Genomic DNA, 18,665 nt, shown 5'->3' on the forward strand with positions numbered 1-18,665 from the left:
GGTCGCCGCGCGCCACCTCGTCGATGACGCGGATCCAGAACGGCACCGCGCTCCACTCGTCGAACGGCAGCATGAAATTGACCGATGCGCCGCCGTTGACGCAGTCGGCCAGCACCCCGCACAGCTCGCGCAGCCGCCCCGCCGCCTCCGCGGCATCGAGCAGCACCACGTCGAACGACGGGTTCATCACCTCGACGGCGCGGAAGGCTCCGCCGCCGGGCTTCTCGTCGGTTTGCGGGTCCTTGTCGCGGACCCGGCGGCGCGGCACGTCTTCCGTGGCGTCCCCGTCGGTGGCCTCCTCGGGCTTGTCGCCCGGGATTTCCTCCGGCTCGGGCGGGGCGAATGCCCGCCCGCCGGTGGCGCGGCCCGCCGGTGGCGGCCCCTTACGCGCCGGGCCGGTCAACCCGCGAGGTCCTGCTTGCTGACGATCCCGCCCTCGGAATCGAGCTGGTAGACGATCGGCACGCCGGTGCCGAGCTCGCGCGCCAGAATCTGCTCCGGCGTCAGCCCCTCAAGCGCCATGATGAGTGCGCGCAGCGAGTTGCCGTGGGCGGCGATCAGCACGCGCTCGCCGTGCCGGACCCGCGGCAGAATGTGCGCCTCGAAATAGGGCAGCACGCGCTCGGCCGTGTCCTTCAGGCTCTCGCCGCCCGGCGGGGGCACGTCGAACGAGCGGCGCCACACATGCACCTGCTCCTCGCCGAACCGGGCGCGGGCATCGTCCTTGTTGAGGCCGGTCAGGTCGCCATAGTCGCGCTCGTTGAGCGCCTGATCCTCGATCACCGGCAGTTCCGGCTGACCGATCTCGCCCAGAATGATGCTGCAGGTGTGCTGGGCGCGCGTCAGCGCCGAAGTATAGGCCACGTCGAAATGCAGCCCCATCTCCTTCAGCTTGCGGCCGGCGGCGTGGGCCTCGGCCACCCCCTGCTCGGTCAGGTCCGGGTCTTTCCAGCCGGTGAACAGATTCTTGAGGTTCCATTCACTCTGGCCGTGACGCACCAGAACAAGGAGATGGTCCATGATCGAAGTCCTTCAATGACACGCCGTGCCGCCGCCCGCCGTCCGGGGCAGCCGGCGGCACCGGCGCAAAACCTCTTCCGCGAGCTTTAAGCCAAGTTGGACGGCAACAGAAGACGGCACGGGGCCGGCGGGGATGCGGCGGATTTTCCCGCACCGCACGGCCCGCCGGCCGCTCAGTCGGCCAGACCCAGCACATCGGCCATGGAATAGAGGCCCGGCCGCCGGCCGCGGCCCCACAGCGCCGCCTTCAGCGCCCCGCGGGCAAAGATCTCGCGGCTCTCGGCGCGGTGCGTCAGCTCCACCCGCTCGCCCTCGCCGGCGAGAATGACGGTGTGGTCGCCGACCACGGAGCCGCCGCGCAGCGCCGCAAAGCCGATCGCCCCGGACGGACGCGGGCCGGTGATGCCGTCGCGCACCCGCACGCTCACCGCATCGAGGTCCGCATCGCGGCCTTCGGCGGCCGCGCGGCCCAGCATCAGCGCCGTGCCGGAGGGTGCGTCCACCTTGTGGCGGTGGTGCATCTCCACGATCTCGATGTCGTAACCGGCATCGAGCGCACGCGCCGCCTTGCGCACCAGCGCGGTCAGCAGGTTGACGCCGAGGCTCATGTTGCCCGACTTCACGATCACCGCATGGCGCGCCGCCGCCGCGAGCGCCGCCTCGTCGGCCGCCGTCAGGCCGGTGGTGCCGATGACGTGGACGATGCGGGCCTGCGCCGCGATCTCCGCCGCCGCCACGGTGCTTTCCGGCCGGGTGAAGTCGATCACGCCATCGGCCTGCGCAAAGGCGGCCAGCATGTCGTCGGTGATGGTCACCCCCAGCCGGCCGAGGCCTGCCAGCAGGCCGGCATCCTCGCCCAGCGCCACCGAACCCGGCCGCTCCAGCGCGGCCACCAGTTCGGCCCCCGGCGTTGCCTTGATCGCGCCCACCAGAGCCCGGCCCATGCGGCCCGCCGCACCCATCACTACCAGCCGCATCGTGGCTCTCCTTCGCATTGCCCGCGTTCGTCGCGCGCGTCGTTCTTTTTCGCCGCCGCCGCCCGTTCACCCGGGCCGCCGCACGGCGGGACTGTGCGGCCGCAGGCCGGCCACCGTCAACCGCCGCGCCGCTCAGGCCGGCGGCTTCGCACGGGCGGCCTTGAGCCGGTAAAGCGCCTCCAGCGCCGCCCGCGGCGTCAGGTCGTCCGGGCTGATATCGTCGAGCAGCACCAGCGCCGGATCGGGCGGCGGCGGCGCGGCCGGCGGCGGGGCGGCGCGCACGGCACTCTGGAACAGCGGCAGATCGTCGATCATCGCCGCCCGCGGGCTGGCGCGGTCGGCGGCCTCAAGCCGCGTCAGCACCGCCTTCGCCCGGCGGATCACCGCCTCCGGCAGACCGGCCAGCCGGGCCACCTGAATGCCGTAGGAACGGTCGGCCGCGCCGGGCACGATCTGGTGCAGAAACACCACCTCGCCCTTCCACTCCTTCACCTTCAGCGTGCTGTTGTGCACGCGGCCGAGGCGCTCCGAAAGCGCGGTGAGTTCGTGATAATGGGTGGCGAACAGCGTGCGGCAGCGGTTGATGTCGTGCAGGTGCTCGATGGCGCCCCACGCGATGGAAAGGCCGTCGTAGGTGGCGGTGCCGCGGCCGATCTCGTCCAGCACCACGAGGCTGCGTTCCGTGGCCTGATTGAGGATCGCCGCCGTCTCCACCATCTCCACCATGAAGGTGGAGCGCCCGCGGGCCAGATCGTCGGCGGCGCCGACGCGGCTGAACAGGCGATCGATCACGCCGATTTCCGCCCGCTCCGCCGGCACGAAGGAGCCGGCCTGCGCGAGAATGGCGATGAGCGCGTTCTGGCGCAGATAGGTCGACTTGCCGCCCATGTTGGGGCCGGTCACGATGGTGAGCCGGCCATGCTTTTCGCCGGCCTCCGGGCCCAGTTCGCAGTCGTTGGCGACGAACGGTTCGCTGCCGTCGGTCCTGAGCGCCGCCTCCACCACCGGATGGCGTCCGCCGGTGACCGAAAAGGCCAGCGAGCCGTCCACCTTCGGCCGGCTGTAGCGGTCGCGGGCGGCGCGTTCGGCCAGCGCCGCGGCCACATCCACGGCGGCAAGCGCGGCGGCCGCCGCCTTGAGCGCATCGCCGGCCGCCAGAATGCGGCCGCAGAGATCGGCAAAGATCGCCAGTTCCAGCGACAGCGCCCGGTCCGCCGCCGAGGCGATGCGGGTTTCCAGATCGGCCAGTTCGGTGGTGGTGAAGCGGAAGGCCCCGGCCATGGTCTGGCGGTGGATGAAACGGCGCGTGCCGGCATCCTCCGCCAGCATCTTTTCGCCATGGGCCTGCCCGACCTCGATATACCAGCCGAGGATGGCGTTGTGACGGATCTTCAGGGTCCGCACCCCGGTCTCGGCCGCATACTCGGCCTGCAGGCGGGCGATCACCTGCCGGCTTTCGTCGCGCAGCGCCCGCGCATCGTCGAGTTCGGCCGAATAGCCCTCGCGCACGAAGCCGCCGTCGCGCCGCAGATAGGGCAGTTCGTCGGCCAGCGCCGCGGCAAGGCGGGGGCCGAGGTCGCCGGGCAGCGCGGCAAGGGCGCCGAGCGCCTGCCCGAGCTCCGGCGGCAGGGCGGCACCGGCCAGCCCCTCGCACAGCGTCCGCGCCGAGGCCAGCGCCGCCCCCACCGCGCCGAGGTCGCGCGGGCCGCCGCGGTCGAGCGCCAGCCGCGACAGGGCGCGCGCCAGATCGGGCGCGGCCTCCAGCACGGCGCGCGTGCCCTCGCGCGCCGCCGCATCCTCAAGGAAGAAGGCCACGGCATCGAGCCGCCGCTCGATGGCGGCCGGATCGGTCAGCGGGCTCGCCAGCCGTTCGGCCAGCAGCCGCGCGCCCGGCCCCGTCACGGTGCAGTCGACGGCGGCGATGAGCGAGCCGCGCCGCTCGCCGGAGGTGGTGCGGGTCAGTTCGAGGCTGGCGCGGGTGGAGTGGTCGATCACCATCACGCTCGACGCCGCCTGCCGGCGCGGCGGATCGAGCGGCGGGCGCGAGCCGATCTGGGTGCGCTCCACATAGGCGAGCGCCCCGGCCGCCGCCGAAAGCTCGGCGCGGGAGAACAGCCCGAAACCGTCCAGCGTGGCGACGCCGAAATAGCGCGCGATGCGCTCGGCCGCCGTCGCCCCGTCGAAGGTGGCGCGCGGCACCGGGGTCAGCGAAGGCCCGAGCGCGCGCAGGATCTGGCGCAGGCTGTCGTCGGAGAACAGCACATCCGGCACCACCACCTCGCGCGGATCGATGCGGGCGATGTCGCCGGCCAGCAGCCGCAGATCGGTTTCGCCGACATGGAAGGCGCCGGTGGAGATGTCGATCCACGCCAGCGCGAAGGCGGCAGCCTCCCCGGCCCCCACGCGCGCCAGCGCCACCAGCCAGTTGGCGCGGCGGGTATCGAGCAGGGTTTCCTCGGTCAGCGTGCCGGGCGTGACGAGGCGGATCACATCGCGCTTCACGACGGATTTGGAGCCGCGCTTCTTCGCCTCGGCCGGGTCCTCCATCTGCTCGCAGACCGCCACGCGGAAACCGAGGGCGATCAACTTCTGGAGGTATTCGTCCGCGGCATGGACCGGCACCCCGCACATCGGGATATCCTGCCCCAGATGCTTGCCGCGTCTGGTCAGCGCAATGCCGAGGGCGCGGCTGGCCTCCTCCGCGTCCTCGAAGAACATCTCGTAGAAATCACCCATGCGATAGAACAGCAGACAGTCAGGATTGGCTGCCTTGATCTCGATATACTGTTCCATCATCGGGGTGGGGCGGCCGGCGCCCGGCGTTTCGGCAGGTGACTCGCGCATGGGCGGCAGGCTAGCAGAACCTGCATAGCCTTTCATCGCCCGGATGCCTTGCAATGCGCGGGCGGGCGTGGAAAAGCTAGCCGCCCCAACCCCGGCGCGAACAAGGGCAAAACAAAGCAGCCGTCGCGCCACAGGGGGCGGGAAAGGGACAAGGGAAGGACTGCCCACATGACGGCGAACAAGACCGCCACGCCCCGTCGCGGCGGCGTCACCATCACGGATCGCGAAGCACTTGAATTCCACGCCGGCAGCCGCCCCGGCAAGCTGGAAATTACGCCGACGAAGCCGATGGCGACCCAGCGCGATCTGTCGCTGGCCTATTCGCCGGGCGTGGCCGTGCCGGTGCGCGCCATCGCCGAGGATCCGAGCCGTGCGTTCGACTACACCTCGCGCGGCAACCTCGTCGCCGTCATCACCAACGGCACCGCCATTCTCGGCCTCGGCAACCTGGGGCCGCTCGCCTCCAAGCCGGTGATGGAAGGCAAGGCGGTGCTGTTCAAGCGCTTCGCCGATGTCGATTCCATCGACCTCGAACTCGACACCGAAGACGTCGATGCCTTCGTCAACGCGGTGCGCTATCTCGGCCCCTCGTTCGGCGGCATCAATCTGGAAGACATCAAGGCCCCGGACTGCTTCATCATCGAAAGCCGTCTGCGCGAGCTGATGGACATTCCCGTCTTCCACGACGACCAGCACGGCACGGCCATCATCGCCACCGCCGGTCTCATCAACGCGCTGCACCTGACCGGCCGCAAGCCGGAGGATATCCGCGTGGTGTGCAACGGCGCGGGCGCGGCCGGCATCGCCTGCATCGAGCTTATCAAGTCGCTCGGCGTGCCGCACAACAACGTCACCCTGTGCGATACCAAGGGCGTGGTCTACGAAGGCCGCACCGAGGGCATGAACCAGTGGAAGACGGCCCATGCGGTGCCGACGGATCTGCGCACCCTCGAAGAGGCGATGCGCGGCGCCGACGTGTTCCTCGGCGTGTCCGCCAAGGGCGCGCTGACGCCGGCCATGGTCGCCTCCATGGCGCCGCATCCGATCATCTTCGCCATGGCCAACCCCGATCCGGAAATCACCCCGGAAGAGGTGTCGCAGGTGCGCGACGATGCCATCGTGGCCACCGGCCGGTCCGACTATCCCAATCAGGTCAACAACGTCCTGTGCTTCCCCTACATGTTCCGCGGGGCGCTGGACGTGCGGGCGGTGGCCATCAACGAGCACATGAAGATCGCGGCAGCGGAGGCCATCGCCCAGCTCGCCCGCGAGGACGTGCCCGACGAGGTCGCCGCCGCCTACAAGGGCAAGACGCTGCGCTTCGGCCCGAGCTACGTCATCCCCGTGCCGTTCGACCCGCGCCTCATCTCCGTGGTGCCGCCGGCGGTGGCCCGCGCGGCGATGGAATCCGGTGTGGCGCAGCGCCCCATCGTCGACATGAACGCCTATGCGCAGTCGCTGTCGGCGCGGCGCGATCCGGTGGCCGGCTCGCTCGCCCGCATCTTCGCGCAGGTGCGCCAGAGCCCGAAGCGCGTCGTCTTCGCCGAAGGCGAGGAAGTGCCGGTCATCCGCGCCGCGGCAAGCTTCGTGCAGCAGGGCCTCGGCACCGCGGTGCTGATCGGCCGCGAAGAGGTGGTCGCCGCCACGGCGGCGGAGGCCGGCATCGAGTTCCGCCCCGGCATGGAGGTGCTGAACGCGCGGCTTTCCAGCCGCAACGGCGACTATGCCGACACCCTCTATGCCCGCCTGCAGCGCAAGGGGTTCCTGAAGCGCGACTGCCAGCGCTTCGTGAACTACGACCGCAACTATTTCGCCGCGCTGATGGTGGCCCGCGGCGATGCCGATGCGCTGGTGACCGGGGCGACCCGCAACTATGCCACCTCGCTTGAGGCGATGCTCAACGTCATCGACCGCAAGCCGGGCCACGCCCTGATCGGCGTGTCGCTGGTCATCAGCCGCGGCCGCACGCTGTTCGTGGCCGATACCGCCGTGCACGACACCCCCTCGGCGGAAGAACTGGCCGACATTGCCGAAGAGGCCGCCCGCACCGCCCGCCGCCTCGGCCACGAGCCGCGCGTGGCGCTGCTGGCCAACGCCACCTTCGGCCAGCCGCCCTCCGAAAGCGCCACCCGCGTGCGGAAGGCGGTGGAACTGCTGGCGAAGCGCCGCATCAACTTCGAGGTCGACGGCGAGATGTCGGCCGACGTGGCGCTCAATGCGGAGCTGCTCGCCGCCTATCCGTTCACCCGCCTGTCGGGCCCGGCCAACGTGCTGGTGATGCCGTCGGCGGATGCCGCCTCCATCGCCACGCGGATGCTGCGCGAACTGGGCGGCGGCACGGTGATCGGCCCGTTCCTCGTCGGCCTCGACAAGTCGGTGCAGATCGTCTCGCTCGGCGCCAAGGATACCGACATCACCAACATGGCCGCGGTCGCCGCCTTCGACGTGACCTGAGGCCGGCCGCTCCCTGCCATCGCTTCAGCGCCGCCCCGTGGCCCTCAGAGGCCGCGCGGGCGGCGCTGCCGCCTTCGGGCCGGCGCAGGGCGGCGAATATGCCTAAACATTTGAATCGGCAGTGCTTGTCCCGCCAGATGATTGCATCCGCCGGTAAAGCACTCTAGAACACCCCGCGCAGGCCGGGCGGCGGCGGAACCGGCCCGCCGATCTGTTGTCGCCAGCGGGAGAACCCCATGCGCACCGGGCGCGTCGAGCGGAAGACCAACGAGACCCAGATCGCCGTCGCGGTTGATCTCGACGGCACGGGCCGGGCCGAAATTTCGACCGGCGTCGGCTTCTTCGACCACATGCTCGACCAGATCGCCCGCCACGGCCTGATCGACATCAGCCTGACGGCCAGAGGCGACACCCACATCGACGACCACCACACGGCGGAAGACACCGGCATCGCGCTCGGCCAGGCCATCCGGCAGGCCATGGGCGACCGGCGCGGCATCACCCGCTACGCCGACGTGCATCTGGCGATGGACGAGGCGCTGACCCGCGTCGCGCTCGATATCTCCGGCCGGCCGTTCCTGGTGTTCCGCACATCTTTTCCCACCCAGAAGATCGGCACCTTCGATACCGAGCTGGTGGAGGAGTTCTTCCGCGCCTTCGCCTTCCACGCCGGGCTGACGCTGCACATCGAAACGCTCTATGGTGGCAACAGTCACCATATCGCCGAAAGCTGCTTCAAGGGCGTGGCGCGGGCCCTGAAGGCGGCCCTCGCCATCGACCCGCGGCAGGCCGGCACCATTCCTTCCACCAAGGGCAGCCTTGAAGGCTGACGACACCGGGACGAACGCGCGATGCGCCGCTTCAGCGTAATGGAGCCGCCAGCCTCCGGCGATGGCAGCCGCGATGCCGACCGGGTGGCGTTCGTGCGCGAGGGCTTCTCGTGGGTGGCCCTCATCGTTCCGGCGCTGTGGCTGCTGTGCGGGCGGATGTGGCTGGCGTTTGCCGTGTTTATCGTGGCCGACATCGCGCTCGCCGTCCTCGGCACCCGGATCAGCGAAGATGCCGGCATGGTGCTGTCGCTGGCTCTCAATGTCGTCGTCGCCTTCGAGGCGGCGGGCCTGAAGCGCTGGCACCTCACCCGCCGCGGCTTCCGCGAGGTTGCGGTGATCGAGGCCCCCGGACGGGCGGCCGCCGAGCAGCGCTATTTCGCCGCCCGTCTTGCCGCCCGCGTTGCCGCCACGCCGGCCGGGCCGGCGCCGGCGCCGGCCCGGCGCCACACCTTTTCCCTGCCCGAGGCCGGCGAGCCGGTCGTCGGTCTCTTTCCGCGTCCGGAGCGGTCCTCATGAGCGTCGTCGCCGTCATCGATTATGGTTCGGGCAATCTGCGCTCGGCCACCAAGGCCCTGGAGCGGGCCGCGCACGAGGCCGGGATCGCCTGCGAAATCCACCAGACCGCCGATCCCGATCTGGTGGCGGCGGCCGCGCGCGTGGTGCTGCCGGGCGTGGGCGCCTTCGCCGACTGCCGTCGCGGCCTTGCGGCCGTGCCCGGACTGACGGACGCCATCACCGAGCACGTGGAGAAGAAGGGGCGGCCGTTCCTCGGCATCTGCGTGGGCATGCAGCTGATGGCCAGCCGCGGCGTGGAATATGAGGTGACCGACGGTTTCGGCTGGATCGGCGGCGACGTGGTGCCGATCCGCCCGGCCGACCCGGCGCTGAAGGTGCCGCACATGGGCTGGAACACGCTGGACGTGAAGACCGCCCATCCGCTGCTCGCCGGCATTCCCACCGGGCCGGACGGGCTGCACGCCTATTTCGTCCATTCCTATCATCTGGCGGCGGAAAACCCGGCCGAGGTGCTGGCGACCACCGGCTACGGCGGCCCCGTGACGGCCGTCGTCGGCCGCGACAACGTTGCCGGCACCCAGTTCCACCCGGAGAAGAGCCAGCGCCTCGGCCTCGCCCTTCTCGCCAATTTCCTTGCGTGGCGCCCATGATCCTGTTTCCGGCTATCGACCTCAAGGAAGGCCAGTGCGTGCGCCTGCAGCGCGGCCTGATGGAGAAGGCCACCGTCTTCAGCGACGACCCGGCGGCGCAGGCGCAGGCCTTTGCCGTTGCCGGCTTCGAGTGGCTGCACGTCGTCGACCTCGACGGCGCCTTTGCCGGCACCTCGCGCAACGGCCCGGCGGTGGAGGCCATTCTGAAGCACTGCGGCCTGCCGCTGCAGCTCGGCGGCGGCATCCGCGACCAGGCCGCCATCGAGGGCTGGCTTGAAAAGGGCGTGACCCGCGTCATTCTGGGCACCGTGGCGGTGCGCAACCCCGCGCTGGTGCGCGAGGCGGCGCGCGCCCACCCGGGCCGCATCGTCGTCGGCATCGATGCCAAGGCCGGCCGGGTCGCGGTGGAAGGCTGGGCGGAGACCTCCGACATGGCCGCCACCGATCTGGCCAGGGCGTTCGAGGATGCCGGGGTGGCGGCGATCGTCTACACCGACATCGACCGCGACGGCATGCTGCAGGGCCTCAACCTGCCGTCCACGCTGGAGCTGGCGCGGGCCGTCTCCATTCCGGTGATCGCCTCCGGCGGGCTGGCCGACATCCACGACATCGAGCGCCTGCTGGAGCCCGAAGCCGCCCTTCTGGAGGGCGCCATCGCCGGCCGCGCGCTCTATGACGGGCGGCTGGACCCGAAGGCCGCGCTTGAACTGATCTTCGCGCAGCGCGCCGCCGCGGCGCACTGAGGGAACGGCACATGCTGAAGGTTCGCGTCATCCCCTGCCTCGACGTGAAGGACGGCCGCGTCGTCAAGGGCGTGCAGTTCGTCGACCTGATCGACGCCGGCGACCCGGTGGAGGCAGCGGCGGCCTATGACGCCGCCGGGGCCGACGAACTCACCTTCCTCGACATCAACGCCAGCCACGAGGGCCGGGGCATCCTGCTCGACGTGGTGCGCCGCACCGCCGAGCGCTGCTTCATGCCGCTGACGGTGGGCGGCGGCGTGCGCACCATCGAGGATATCCGGGCCCTGCTGCTGGCAGGCGCCGACAAGGTTTCCATCAACACCGCAGCGGTGAAGAATCCGGATTTCGTGCGCGAGGCGGCCGAGAAGTTCGGCAACCAGTGCATCGTCGTCGCCATCGACGCCAAGCGCGTCTCGAAGGCGGGCGAGCCGGAGCGCTGGGAGATCTTCACCCACGGCGGCCGCACCCCGACCGGCATCGACGCGGTGGCGTTCGCCCGCCGCGTCACGGCGCTGGGGGCCGGCGAAATCCTGCTCACCTCCATGGACCGCGACGGCACCAAGATCGGCTATGATGTGGCCCTGACGCGGGCGATTTCGGATGCCGTGCCGGTGCCGGTCATCGCGTCGGGCGGCGTCGGCAATCTCGATCATCTGGTGGAGGGCATCCGCGACGGCCACGCCAGCGCGGTGCTGGCGGCCTCGATCTTCCATTTCGGCACCTACACCATCCACGAGGCCAAGGCGCGGCTGGCCGAAGCCGGCCTGCCGGTGCGCCTCGACGGCTGAAGGCACGATACGACCATGAGCGAGACCCCGTTCACGCTGGAAACGCTGGAGGCGATCGTCGCAAAGCGCGCCGTCTCGGACGATCCGGCCTCCTATACCGCCCGCCTGATGCGCCGGGGCATCCCCAAGATCGCGCAGAAGGTGGGCGAGGAGGCGGTGGAGACCGCCATTGCCGCCGTGCTGGGCGACCGCGAGGGGCTGACCGGAGAGGTGGCGGACCTGCTCTACCACCTGACCGTGCTGCTGCGGGCGGCCGACCTGCCGCTCAGCGCCGTGATGGCGGAGCTGAACCGCCGCACCGCCCAGACCGGGCTTGAGGAAAAGGCCGCGCGCAGGCCCGAATGACCGCCCGGGGCAGCACCGCGCCGGCGCGGCCGCGAGACGCGACAACGAGGCGCGACAACGAGGGACGCGGTTTCCCTGACAGGCTGCAAGCCGCCGGCGCAGGAATCGGCTAGATTGCACCGCAGCACGAGGGGCTGCGGCCCCGCACTCCGGGCTCTGGAAGATGGTGAAGTGCCCATGGACATGAGCATGCAGCGGAAATTGTCGCCCTACCGCGTGTTCTCGCAGGCGGAATGGGCACAACTGCGCGCCGACGCCCCCATGACACTCACGCCGGAGGATCTGGCCCGGCTGCAGGGGCTCTACGATCCGGTTTCGATGCAGGAGGTGGAGCGGGTCTATCTGCCGCTTTCGCGCCTGCTGTCCTATTATGTGGAGGCGACGCAGGGGCTGCATGCCGCCACCAGCCGGTTCCTCGGCCGCAGCGAAGACAAGATCCCCTTCGTGATCGGCATCGCCGGTTCGGTGGCGGTGGGCAAATCCACCACCGCCCGCGTGCTGCAGGCGCTGCTGGCGCGCTGGCCGACCAGCCCGCGGGTTTCGCTGGTGCCGACCGACGGCTTCCTGCTGCCCAATGCCGTGCTGGCTGCCGAAGGGCTGATGGAGCGCAAGGGCTTTCCGCAAAGCTACGACCGCCAGAAGCTGCTCTCCTTCCTGACCGACATCAAGGCCGGCAAGCGCAAGGTGGAAGCGCCGGTCTATTCCCATGTCGTCTACGACGTGGTGCCGGGCGAGACCATCGTCATCGAGCAGCCGGATATCCTCATCGTGGAGGGTCTCAACGTGCTGCAGCCGAACCGGCTGCCCAAGCACGGGCAGGCCATTCCGTTCGTGTCCGACTTCTTCGATTTCTCCATCTATATCGACGCCGACGAGAGCCTGATCCACGCATGGTATGTGGACCGCTTCATCAGCCTCAAGGCGACCCGGTTCACCGACCCGAACTCCTATTTCCACCGCTACGCGGCGATTTCGCCGGAAGAGACGCGCGCGCTGGCCGAACGGCTGTGGAAGCGCATCAACCGGCTGAACCTGCGCGAGAACATTCTGCCGACGCGGCCGCGGGCCGACCTGATCCTGACCAAGGGCGAGGACCACGCCGTGGCAAGCGTCGCCCTGCGCAAGCTGTGACCTTTCCCACCGACGAGGCCCCCTCATGAACGACGCGCGCTTTCGCCCCGTGACCCCGCGCGACCGGCTGATTCTGGCCGTCGACACGCCCGATGTCGCCGCCGCGCGCGCGGCCATCGAAGCCACGCGCGGTTCGGTCGGCGTCTACAAGATCGGCCTCGAACTGATCTATGCCGGCGGCGTTGAGCTGGCGCGCGAGCTGGTCGGGGCGGGCGAGAAGGTGTTTCTCGATGCCAAGCTGCTCGACATCGACAACACCATGGCCGGGGCGGTGCGTTCGGCCGTGGCCCTCGGGGTCGATCTTCTGACGCTGCATGCCTACCCGCGCGCCATGGCCGCCGCCGTTGCCGCGCGCGGACCGGCGAAGACGGCGCTGCTCGCGGTGACCGTGCTGACCTCGCTCGACGACGGCGATCTTACGGAAGCCGGCTATCGCGGCACCGTGGCCGAGCGGGTGGCCGAACGCGCCGCGCAGGCGCGGGCCGCCGGCATCGACGGCCTCGTCTGTTCGCCGCAGGAAGTGGCGGCCGTGCGCGCCGTCACAGGGCCCGGCATGCTGCTGGTGACGCCGGGCGTGCGCCCGGCCGGGGCGGACGCCGGCGACCAGAAGCGCATCGCCACCCCCGGCGAGGCCATCCGCGCCGGAGCCGACATGCTGGTGGTGGGCCGGCCGATCATGAACGCCCCCGACCGGCGCGCGGCCGCCGAGGCCATCGTGGCGGAAATCGCCGCCGCCCTCGGCTGACCCCGGCCACAGCCGGACCCGCGTTTTATGCCCTCGTAAAGAGCAAAGAGCGCGGTCATGGCGCGTTCAGCCCGCATGCGGACAACGCGCCATGGCTTTCTGCAAAGACCGGGATCTGACCCCGGTTCACGATGCCGCCTTCGATGCCGTCCGCACGCCCGGCATAGCAGCCCCCTGTTCCGGCCCTTATCGCTGCAGCGGCGGCGGCAGGCCGGTTGCCTGCAACGCGCATCAGCCGCTGCCGCCGCAGAACCGTCACCAGCGCTCCCTCGCTCAGGGCCCCGTGCGCCGGCAACCGCCGGTCTGTGCCCGGCACTGACCGCCAGATTATTTCCGGCTTCCCGTTCCGGCCGCGGCGATCGTCCGCGGCCGGTTGCGTTTCTGCGCCCCGGCCGGTGCGCCCGCCATGCTCCGAACCGGTCGCGGCCGCGTGGACAAATTTTCCAATCTGCCGCAGCCTGAGCAATCGCGTGCTTTCTTGCCCCCGTCGGGATCGCTTGGTTGACAAAGTCGATCCGATAAATAGACATTATAAGAAATCGAATTTCGGAGGCATCGCCGTGACCGGTTCCAAGCTTCGCCCCATCCTTTCCCGCCGGACGTTCATTGCCGCCGGCACCGCGCTCGCCCTCAGCCTCGGCGCGCTGGCGGCGCCGCACGCCGCCCGTGCCGGCGAGCAGATTCTGAACGTCAGCTACGACCCGACCCGCGAGCTCTACAAGGACTATGACAAGGTCTTTGCCGCGCACTGGAAGAAGGAGACCGGCGAGGACATCGCGGTGCGCGCCTCCCACGGCGGCTCGGGCGCGCAGGCGCGGGCGGTGATCGACGGCCTCAATGCCGACGTCGTGACGCTGGCGCTGCAGGCCGATATCGACGCCATCGCCAGGAAGACCGGCAAGATCCCGGCCGACTGGCGCAGCCGTCTGCCCAACAACTCCGCCCCTTATACCTCGACCATCGTTTTTCTGGTGCGCAAGGGCAACCCGAAGAACATCCATGACTGGGGCGATCTGGTGCGCGATGACGTGCAGGTCATCACCCCGAACCCGAAGACCTCGGGCGGCGCACGCTGGAACTATCTGGCGGCATGGGCCTGGGCCAACAAGCACTTCAACGGCGATCAGGCCAAGGTGAAGGACTATATCACCCAGCTGTTCCAGCACGTTCCGGTGCTCGATACCGGCGCCCGCGGCGCCACCACCACCTTCGTGCAGCGCGGCATCGGCGATGTGCTGCTGGCGTGGGAGAACGAGGCCTTCCTGTCCATCGACGAACTCGGCCCCGACAAGTTCGAGATCGTCGCCCCCTCGATCTCCGTGCTGGCCGAACCGCCGGTGGCCCTCGTCGACGGCAATGTCGATGCCAAGGGCACCCGCAAGGTGGCGGAAGCCTATCTCGACTATCTCTATTCGCCGGAAGGCCAGAACATCGCCGCCAGGCACTATTACCGCCCCTACAAGACCGAGGGCGTGAACCCGGACTACCTGAAGCGCTTCGCCGCCATTCCGCTCGTCACCATCGACGACGCGCAGTTCGGCGGCTGGGCGAAGGCGCAGCCGGAACACTTCGGCGACGGCGGGCTGTTCGACCAGCTCTATAAGCCGAAGCAGTAATCCTGCCGCTCCCGGGCAGCCCACCTGCCGATGGCCTCACCCGCGCAGCGCCCCGCAAGGGCTGCGCGGGCTTTGGCATGAAACCGCCGCCTCAGGCAGGCCAGCCGGCGAAGCGCCGCTTCGCGGAGCATTTCTTTCCTCACTCCTGACAGGACGGGACGGTTTTGGCTCTGGTTTGCCGGCCTCCCGGATAATAAAATCCTCCGGATCCGGTGACACGTTCCCCTGCCGGCCGCAACCGGCCCCGCAGGAACGCGAACACCGCCCCGGCCGCCGAACGGAACAAGACAGCCATGGCCCTTGCGCTGCCCCTCAAACGCAAACCGAGCATCCTGCCCGGCTATGGCGTGACGCTTGGCTTCACGCTGACCTATCTCAGCCTCATCGTGCTGGTTCCGCTCGCCGCCCTCGCCCTCAAGGCCGGCAGTCTGGGCTTCGGCGGCTTCCTTCAGGTCGCAACCGATGCCCGCGTGCTGGCCGCCCTGCGCGTGAGCTTCACCACCGCCTTCATCGCCGCCCTCATCAATGCCGTGTTCGGGCTGATCGTGGCATGGGTGCTGGTGCGCTACGATTTTCCCGGCCGCAAGCTGATCGATGCGGTGGTGGACCTGCCGTTCGCGCTGCCGACCGCCGTTGCCGGCATCGCGCTCACCGCCATCTATGCGCCGAACGACGTCATCGGCGGCTGGTTTGCCAATCTCGGTTTCCAGATCGCCTACACCCCGCGCGGCATCGTGGTGGCGCTGGTCTTCATCGGCCTGCCGTTCGTGGTGCGCACGGTGGAGCCGGTGCTGGCCGAGATCGACCGCGAGCTGGAGGAAGCCGCCGCCACGCTGGGCGCCCGGCGCTGGCAGACGGTGTTCCGCGTGGTGCTGCCGCTGGTGGTGCCGGCGGTGATGACCGGCTTCGCGCTGGCGCTCGCCCGCGCCATCGGCGAATACGGCTCGGTGATCTTCATCGCCGGCAACATTCCCTATGTCTCGGAAATCGCGCCGCTGCTCATCGTCACCAAGCTTGAGGGCTTCGATTATGCCGGCGCCACGGCCATTGCGGCGATCATGCTGATCATCGCCTTCCTGATGCTGTTTGCCATCAACCTGCTGCAGGCGTGGGCGCGGCGGCGGATGGGGCAGGTGTGAGGAACATCGCATGACATCGCCCGTCGCACCCCCGCTCCGCACCGCCGCCGCACCGGCACCGCGCTTCCGCTCCGCCACCACGGAATCGGCTGCGGTGCGCGCGCTGCTCATCGCCGTGGCCCTCGCCTTTCTGGCCGCGGTGCTGCTGCTGCCGCTCGCCATCGTGTTCCGCGAGGCGTTCTCCGATGGCCTCGGCCCCTATGTCGACGCCATTCTGGAACCCGACGCCCTCGCCGCCATCCGCCTCACGCTGCTGGTGGCGGCCATCTCCGTGCCGGTCAACATGGTGTTCGGCCTTGCCGCCGCGTGGGCGGTGGCGAAGTTCGAGTTTGCCGGCAAGAGCGTTCTCATCACTCTGATCGACCTGCCGTTCTCGGTCTCGCCGGTCATCTCCGGCCTCGTCTATGTGCTGCTGTTCGGCGCGCAGGGCCTGCTCGGCCCGTGGCTTGCCGCCCACGATATCCAGATCGTGTTCGCGGTGCCCGGCATCGTGCTCGCCACCATGTTCGTCACGCTGCCGTTCGTGGCCCGCGAGCTCATTCCGCTGATGCAGGAGCAGGGCAGCCAGGAAGAGGAAGCGGCGCTGTCGCTGGGCGCCGGGGCGTGGTCGGTGTTCTTCCGTGTAACCCTGCCCAACGTGAAGTGGGGCCTGCTCTATGGCGTGCTGCTGTGCAACGCGCGCGCGATGGGCGAGTTCGGCGCCGTCTCGGTGGTGTCCGGGCGCATCCGCGGACTGACCAACACCATGCCGCTGCATGTCGAGATTCTCTATAACGAATACAATTTCGTGGCCGCCTTCGCGGTCGCCTCCGTGCTGGCGCTGCTGGCACTGGTGACGCTGGCGGCCAAGTCCGTGCTGGAGTGGCGCTTCGCCGACGGACTTGCCAACACCGGCGGCGGCCACTGAGGCCGCCTGCCCCCGTGCTCTGCCTTTGCCCTGTTCTGCCTGTCCCTAGTTCCGCCGCCCCGGCCCGCCCCGCTGCCGCAGACCGCTGCCGGCCGGGCGCGGCAGGGCCGGCCAGACGACCTTCTCCGGAGCGAACTGCCGTGTCGAATCCCGCCGCCGTGCCTGCCGCCGCCGTTCATGCCGAACCGATCACCGTGAAGATCGAGGGGCTTTCCAAGCGCTTCGATGCCACGACCGCCCTGCACGGCATCGACCTCGACGTGGCCGGGGGGGCACTGGTGGCGCTGCTGGGGCCGTCCGGCTCCGGCAAGACCACGCTGCTGCGCATCGTGGCGGGGCTCGATTTTCCGACCGGCGGGCGGGTGCTGTTCGGCGGCGATGACGCCTCGCACCTTTCGGTGCAGGAACGCAACATCGGCTTCGTGTTCCAGCACTACGCGCTGTTCAAGCACATGACGGTGTTCGACAACATCGCCTTCGGGCTGACGGTGCGGCCGGCCGCGACGCGGCCTTCGAAGGCGGAAATCCGCACCCGCGTGATGAACCTGCTCGACCTCGTGCAGCTCACCGGCCTTGAGAAGCGCTACCCCGCCCAGCTTTCCGGCGGCCAGCGCCAGCGCGTGGCGCTGGCGCGTGCGCTGGCCATCGAGCCGCGCGTGCTGCTGCTCGACGAGCCGTTCGGCGCGCTCGATGCCAAGGTGCGCAAGGACCTGCGCCGCTGGCTGAAGGAGATCCACGCCCGCACCGGCCACACCACCCTGTTCGTCACGCACGATCAGGAAGAGGCGATGGAGCTGGCCGATCAGATCGTCGTCATGCGCGGCGGGCGCATCGAACAGGTCGGCACCCCGGACGATATCTACGACCGCCCGGCCACCCCGTTCGTGTTCGACTTCATCGGCGCCTCGATCCGCCTGACGGTGAGCGTGGAAGACGGCGCGGTGCTGCTGGCCGGCCGGCCGACCGGCCTCTCCGCCGGCGCCACCCCGGCCGGCCGCGCGACGCTGTTCGCCCGGCCGGCGGATATCGCCGTGGGCGAGGCCGGCGAGGGCATTGCCGCCACCGTCACCGCCGTGCGCCGCACCGCCGGCCACCGGCTGGTGGAGGCGGAAGTCGCCGGCGAAGCGGTGGAATTCGCGGTGCCGGCGGGCCTTGAAATCGCGCCCGGCAGCACCGTCGGGCTGAAGCTCTCCGCCTTCCAGCTCTATCCGCTGTGAGCGGCCGGGCCCGGCTCAGTCGACCAGACGGAAGGCGGTCTTCGGCTCCAGAACCTGCAGCACGCGGGCCAGATCGCTGCCGCGCTTCAGAATGCGCCCGCCCGGCGCCATCACCGAATAAGCGCCCTGCCGGCGCGCCAGTTTCGGCGCCTTGACGATGCGGTAGAGCGGCATCTCGCTGGCGCGGCGGAACACGGAAAACACGGCCTCCTCGCGGCCGAAATCCAATGCGTAATCGCGCCATTCTCCGGCCGCCACCATGCGGCCGTAGAGGCGCAGGATCGTATCCAGTTCACGCCGGTCGAAGGAAACGGACGGCCGCCCGCCGCCCACCAGCGCCACGCCCGGCGGCACGCCGGCCGCAAGACCACCCGCTATAAGACCCCCCGCCGTCTGCTGCGGCACGCTGCCGGCCGCACCGGGGCCTGCAGGCCCCGGCGGCGCGGCGGCCATCTGCCCGCGATCCGGCGGGCGGTGCCGTGTGTCCGCGGGTCTCGCACGCGCTGCGTCCGTGATGTCGCCACTGCCGGCCGGCCTGTCACTCAAGAGCGCCTCCGCATCGCGTCCGGACACAGCGCGCCCGGCCGGCATCGTATCCTGAGCCGGTTCATCATCGTGCTGTCATGATCGGCCGTCGTCCGCCGGCGCGCAAGTAGCCCGGCGCAACTGGCTCCGGGTGTGGGCGCCGGGCGCGGGCGCCGGCCGGCGCGGCGATGCCCGCAATGGACGGAACCGCCCGCGCT

The 18,665-nt window shown here is 69.9% G+C and carries 16 protein-coding genes and 2 pseudogenes; 13 read left to right on the forward strand and 5 right to left on the reverse strand.

Annotated features, from left to right (window positions below):
• The 4 genes and pseudogenes from V7067_RS04785 to mutS form a co-directional block, all read right to left on the reverse strand.
• Window positions 1-403 (reverse strand): annotated as a pseudogene (locus tag V7067_RS04785) (hypothetical protein); the annotation flags it as partial.
• Complete coding sequence (locus V7067_RS04790; protein WP_334174742.1) at window positions 400-1,020, reverse strand: 2,3-bisphosphoglycerate-dependent phosphoglycerate mutase; 621 nt, start codon at window positions 1,018-1,020, stop codon at window positions 400-402. The gene V7067_RS04790 and the pseudogene V7067_RS04785, both read right to left, overlap by 4 nt.
• 173 nt (window positions 1,021-1,193) lie before the next feature.
• Window positions 1,194-1,997 (reverse strand): 4-hydroxy-tetrahydrodipicolinate reductase, encoded by an 804-nt coding sequence (gene dapB, locus V7067_RS04795; RefSeq protein WP_334174743.1) that lies wholly within the window; start codon window positions 1,995-1,997, stop codon window positions 1,194-1,196.
• A gap of 132 nt (window positions 1,998-2,129) precedes the next feature.
• On the reverse strand, window positions 2,130-4,841 hold the full coding sequence (gene mutS, locus V7067_RS04800) for a DNA mismatch repair protein MutS (protein WP_334174744.1): 2,712 nt from the start codon (window positions 4,839-4,841) through the stop codon (window positions 2,130-2,132).
• A 168-nt stretch (window positions 4,842-5,009) separates the two neighbouring features.
• Here mutS and V7067_RS04805 point away from each other — a divergent pair, with 168 nt between their 5' ends.
• From V7067_RS04805 to V7067_RS04865, 13 genes and pseudogenes are all read left to right on the forward strand, one after another.
• Window positions 5,010-7,295: an NADP-dependent malic enzyme gene (locus tag V7067_RS04805; protein ID WP_334174745.1), complete on the forward strand. Its 2,286-nt coding sequence runs from the start codon at window positions 5,010-5,012 to the stop codon at window positions 7,293-7,295.
• Window positions 7,296-7,531: 236 nt separating this feature from the next.
• Window positions 7,532-8,125, forward strand: coding sequence for an imidazoleglycerol-phosphate dehydratase HisB (hisB, locus tag V7067_RS04810; RefSeq protein WP_334174746.1), 594 nt, complete (start codon window positions 7,532-7,534; stop codon window positions 8,123-8,125).
• Window positions 8,126-8,146: 21 nt separating this feature from the next.
• A complete protein-coding gene (locus V7067_RS04815; protein WP_334174747.1) occupies window positions 8,147-8,641 on the forward strand; it encodes a DUF2628 domain-containing protein in 495 nt (164 codons plus the stop codon).
• Window positions 8,638-9,291, forward strand: a complete 654-nt coding sequence (hisH, locus tag V7067_RS04820; RefSeq protein ID WP_334174748.1) for an imidazole glycerol phosphate synthase subunit HisH — start codon at window positions 8,638-8,640, stop codon at window positions 9,289-9,291. Before V7067_RS04815 ends, hisH begins: the two co-directional genes overlap by 4 nt.
• Entirely contained in the window at window positions 9,288-10,034 is a 747-nt protein-coding gene (hisA, locus tag V7067_RS04825) for a 1-(5-phosphoribosyl)-5-[(5-phosphoribosylamino)methylideneamino]imidazole-4-carboxamide isomerase (RefSeq protein ID WP_334174749.1), read from the forward strand. Before hisH ends, hisA begins: the two co-directional genes overlap by 4 nt.
• An 11-nt stretch (window positions 10,035-10,045) precedes the next feature.
• Complete coding sequence (hisF, locus tag V7067_RS04830; protein ID WP_334174750.1) at window positions 10,046-10,822, forward strand: imidazole glycerol phosphate synthase subunit HisF; 777 nt, start codon at window positions 10,046-10,048, stop codon at window positions 10,820-10,822.
• Between the two features lie 15 nt (window positions 10,823-10,837).
• Window positions 10,838-11,167: a phosphoribosyl-ATP diphosphatase gene (locus V7067_RS04835; protein ID WP_334174751.1), complete on the forward strand. Its 330-nt coding sequence runs from the start codon at window positions 10,838-10,840 to the stop codon at window positions 11,165-11,167.
• Between the two features lie 177 nt (window positions 11,168-11,344).
• The gene (gene coaA, locus V7067_RS04840; RefSeq protein WP_334174752.1) at window positions 11,345-12,298 is read left to right on the forward strand and encodes a type I pantothenate kinase; all 954 of its coding nucleotides are present in this window, start codon (window positions 11,345-11,347) and stop codon (window positions 12,296-12,298) included.
• A gap of 25 nt (window positions 12,299-12,323) precedes the next feature.
• A complete protein-coding gene (gene pyrF, locus V7067_RS04845) occupies window positions 12,324-13,043 on the forward strand; it encodes an orotidine-5'-phosphate decarboxylase (RefSeq protein ID WP_334174753.1) in 720 nt (239 codons plus the stop codon).
• Window positions 13,044-13,627: 584 nt separating this feature from the next.
• A complete protein-coding gene (locus tag V7067_RS04850) occupies window positions 13,628-14,659 on the forward strand; it encodes a sulfate ABC transporter substrate-binding protein (protein ID WP_334174759.1) in 1,032 nt (343 codons plus the stop codon).
• Window positions 14,660-14,952: 293 nt separating this feature from the next.
• A complete protein-coding gene (gene cysT, locus V7067_RS04855; RefSeq protein WP_334174754.1) occupies window positions 14,953-15,798 on the forward strand; it encodes a sulfate ABC transporter permease subunit CysT in 846 nt (281 codons plus the stop codon).
• A 10-nt stretch (window positions 15,799-15,808) separates the two neighbouring features.
• Window positions 15,809-16,705 (forward strand): sulfate ABC transporter permease subunit CysW, encoded by an 897-nt coding sequence (gene cysW, locus V7067_RS04860; protein WP_334174755.1) that lies wholly within the window; start codon window positions 15,809-15,811, stop codon window positions 16,703-16,705.
• 188 nt (window positions 16,706-16,893) lie between these two features.
• Window positions 16,894-17,829 (forward strand): annotated as a pseudogene (locus V7067_RS04865) (sulfate/molybdate ABC transporter ATP-binding protein); the annotation flags it as partial.
• Between the two features lie 108 nt (window positions 17,830-17,937).
• On the opposite strand, the gene V7067_RS04870 reads toward V7067_RS04865, so the two are convergent.
• Window positions 17,938-18,375, reverse strand: coding sequence for a DUF2794 domain-containing protein (locus tag V7067_RS04870; RefSeq protein WP_334174756.1), 438 nt, complete (start codon window positions 18,373-18,375; stop codon window positions 17,938-17,940).
• Between the last annotated feature and the right edge of the window lie 290 nt (window positions 18,376-18,665).

Origin of the sequence: Pseudoxanthobacter sp. (assembly GCF_036822375.1) — a bacterium.
In the GTDB taxonomy this organism is placed as follows: domain Bacteria; phylum Pseudomonadota; class Alphaproteobacteria; order Rhizobiales; family Segnochrobactraceae; genus Pseudoxanthobacter.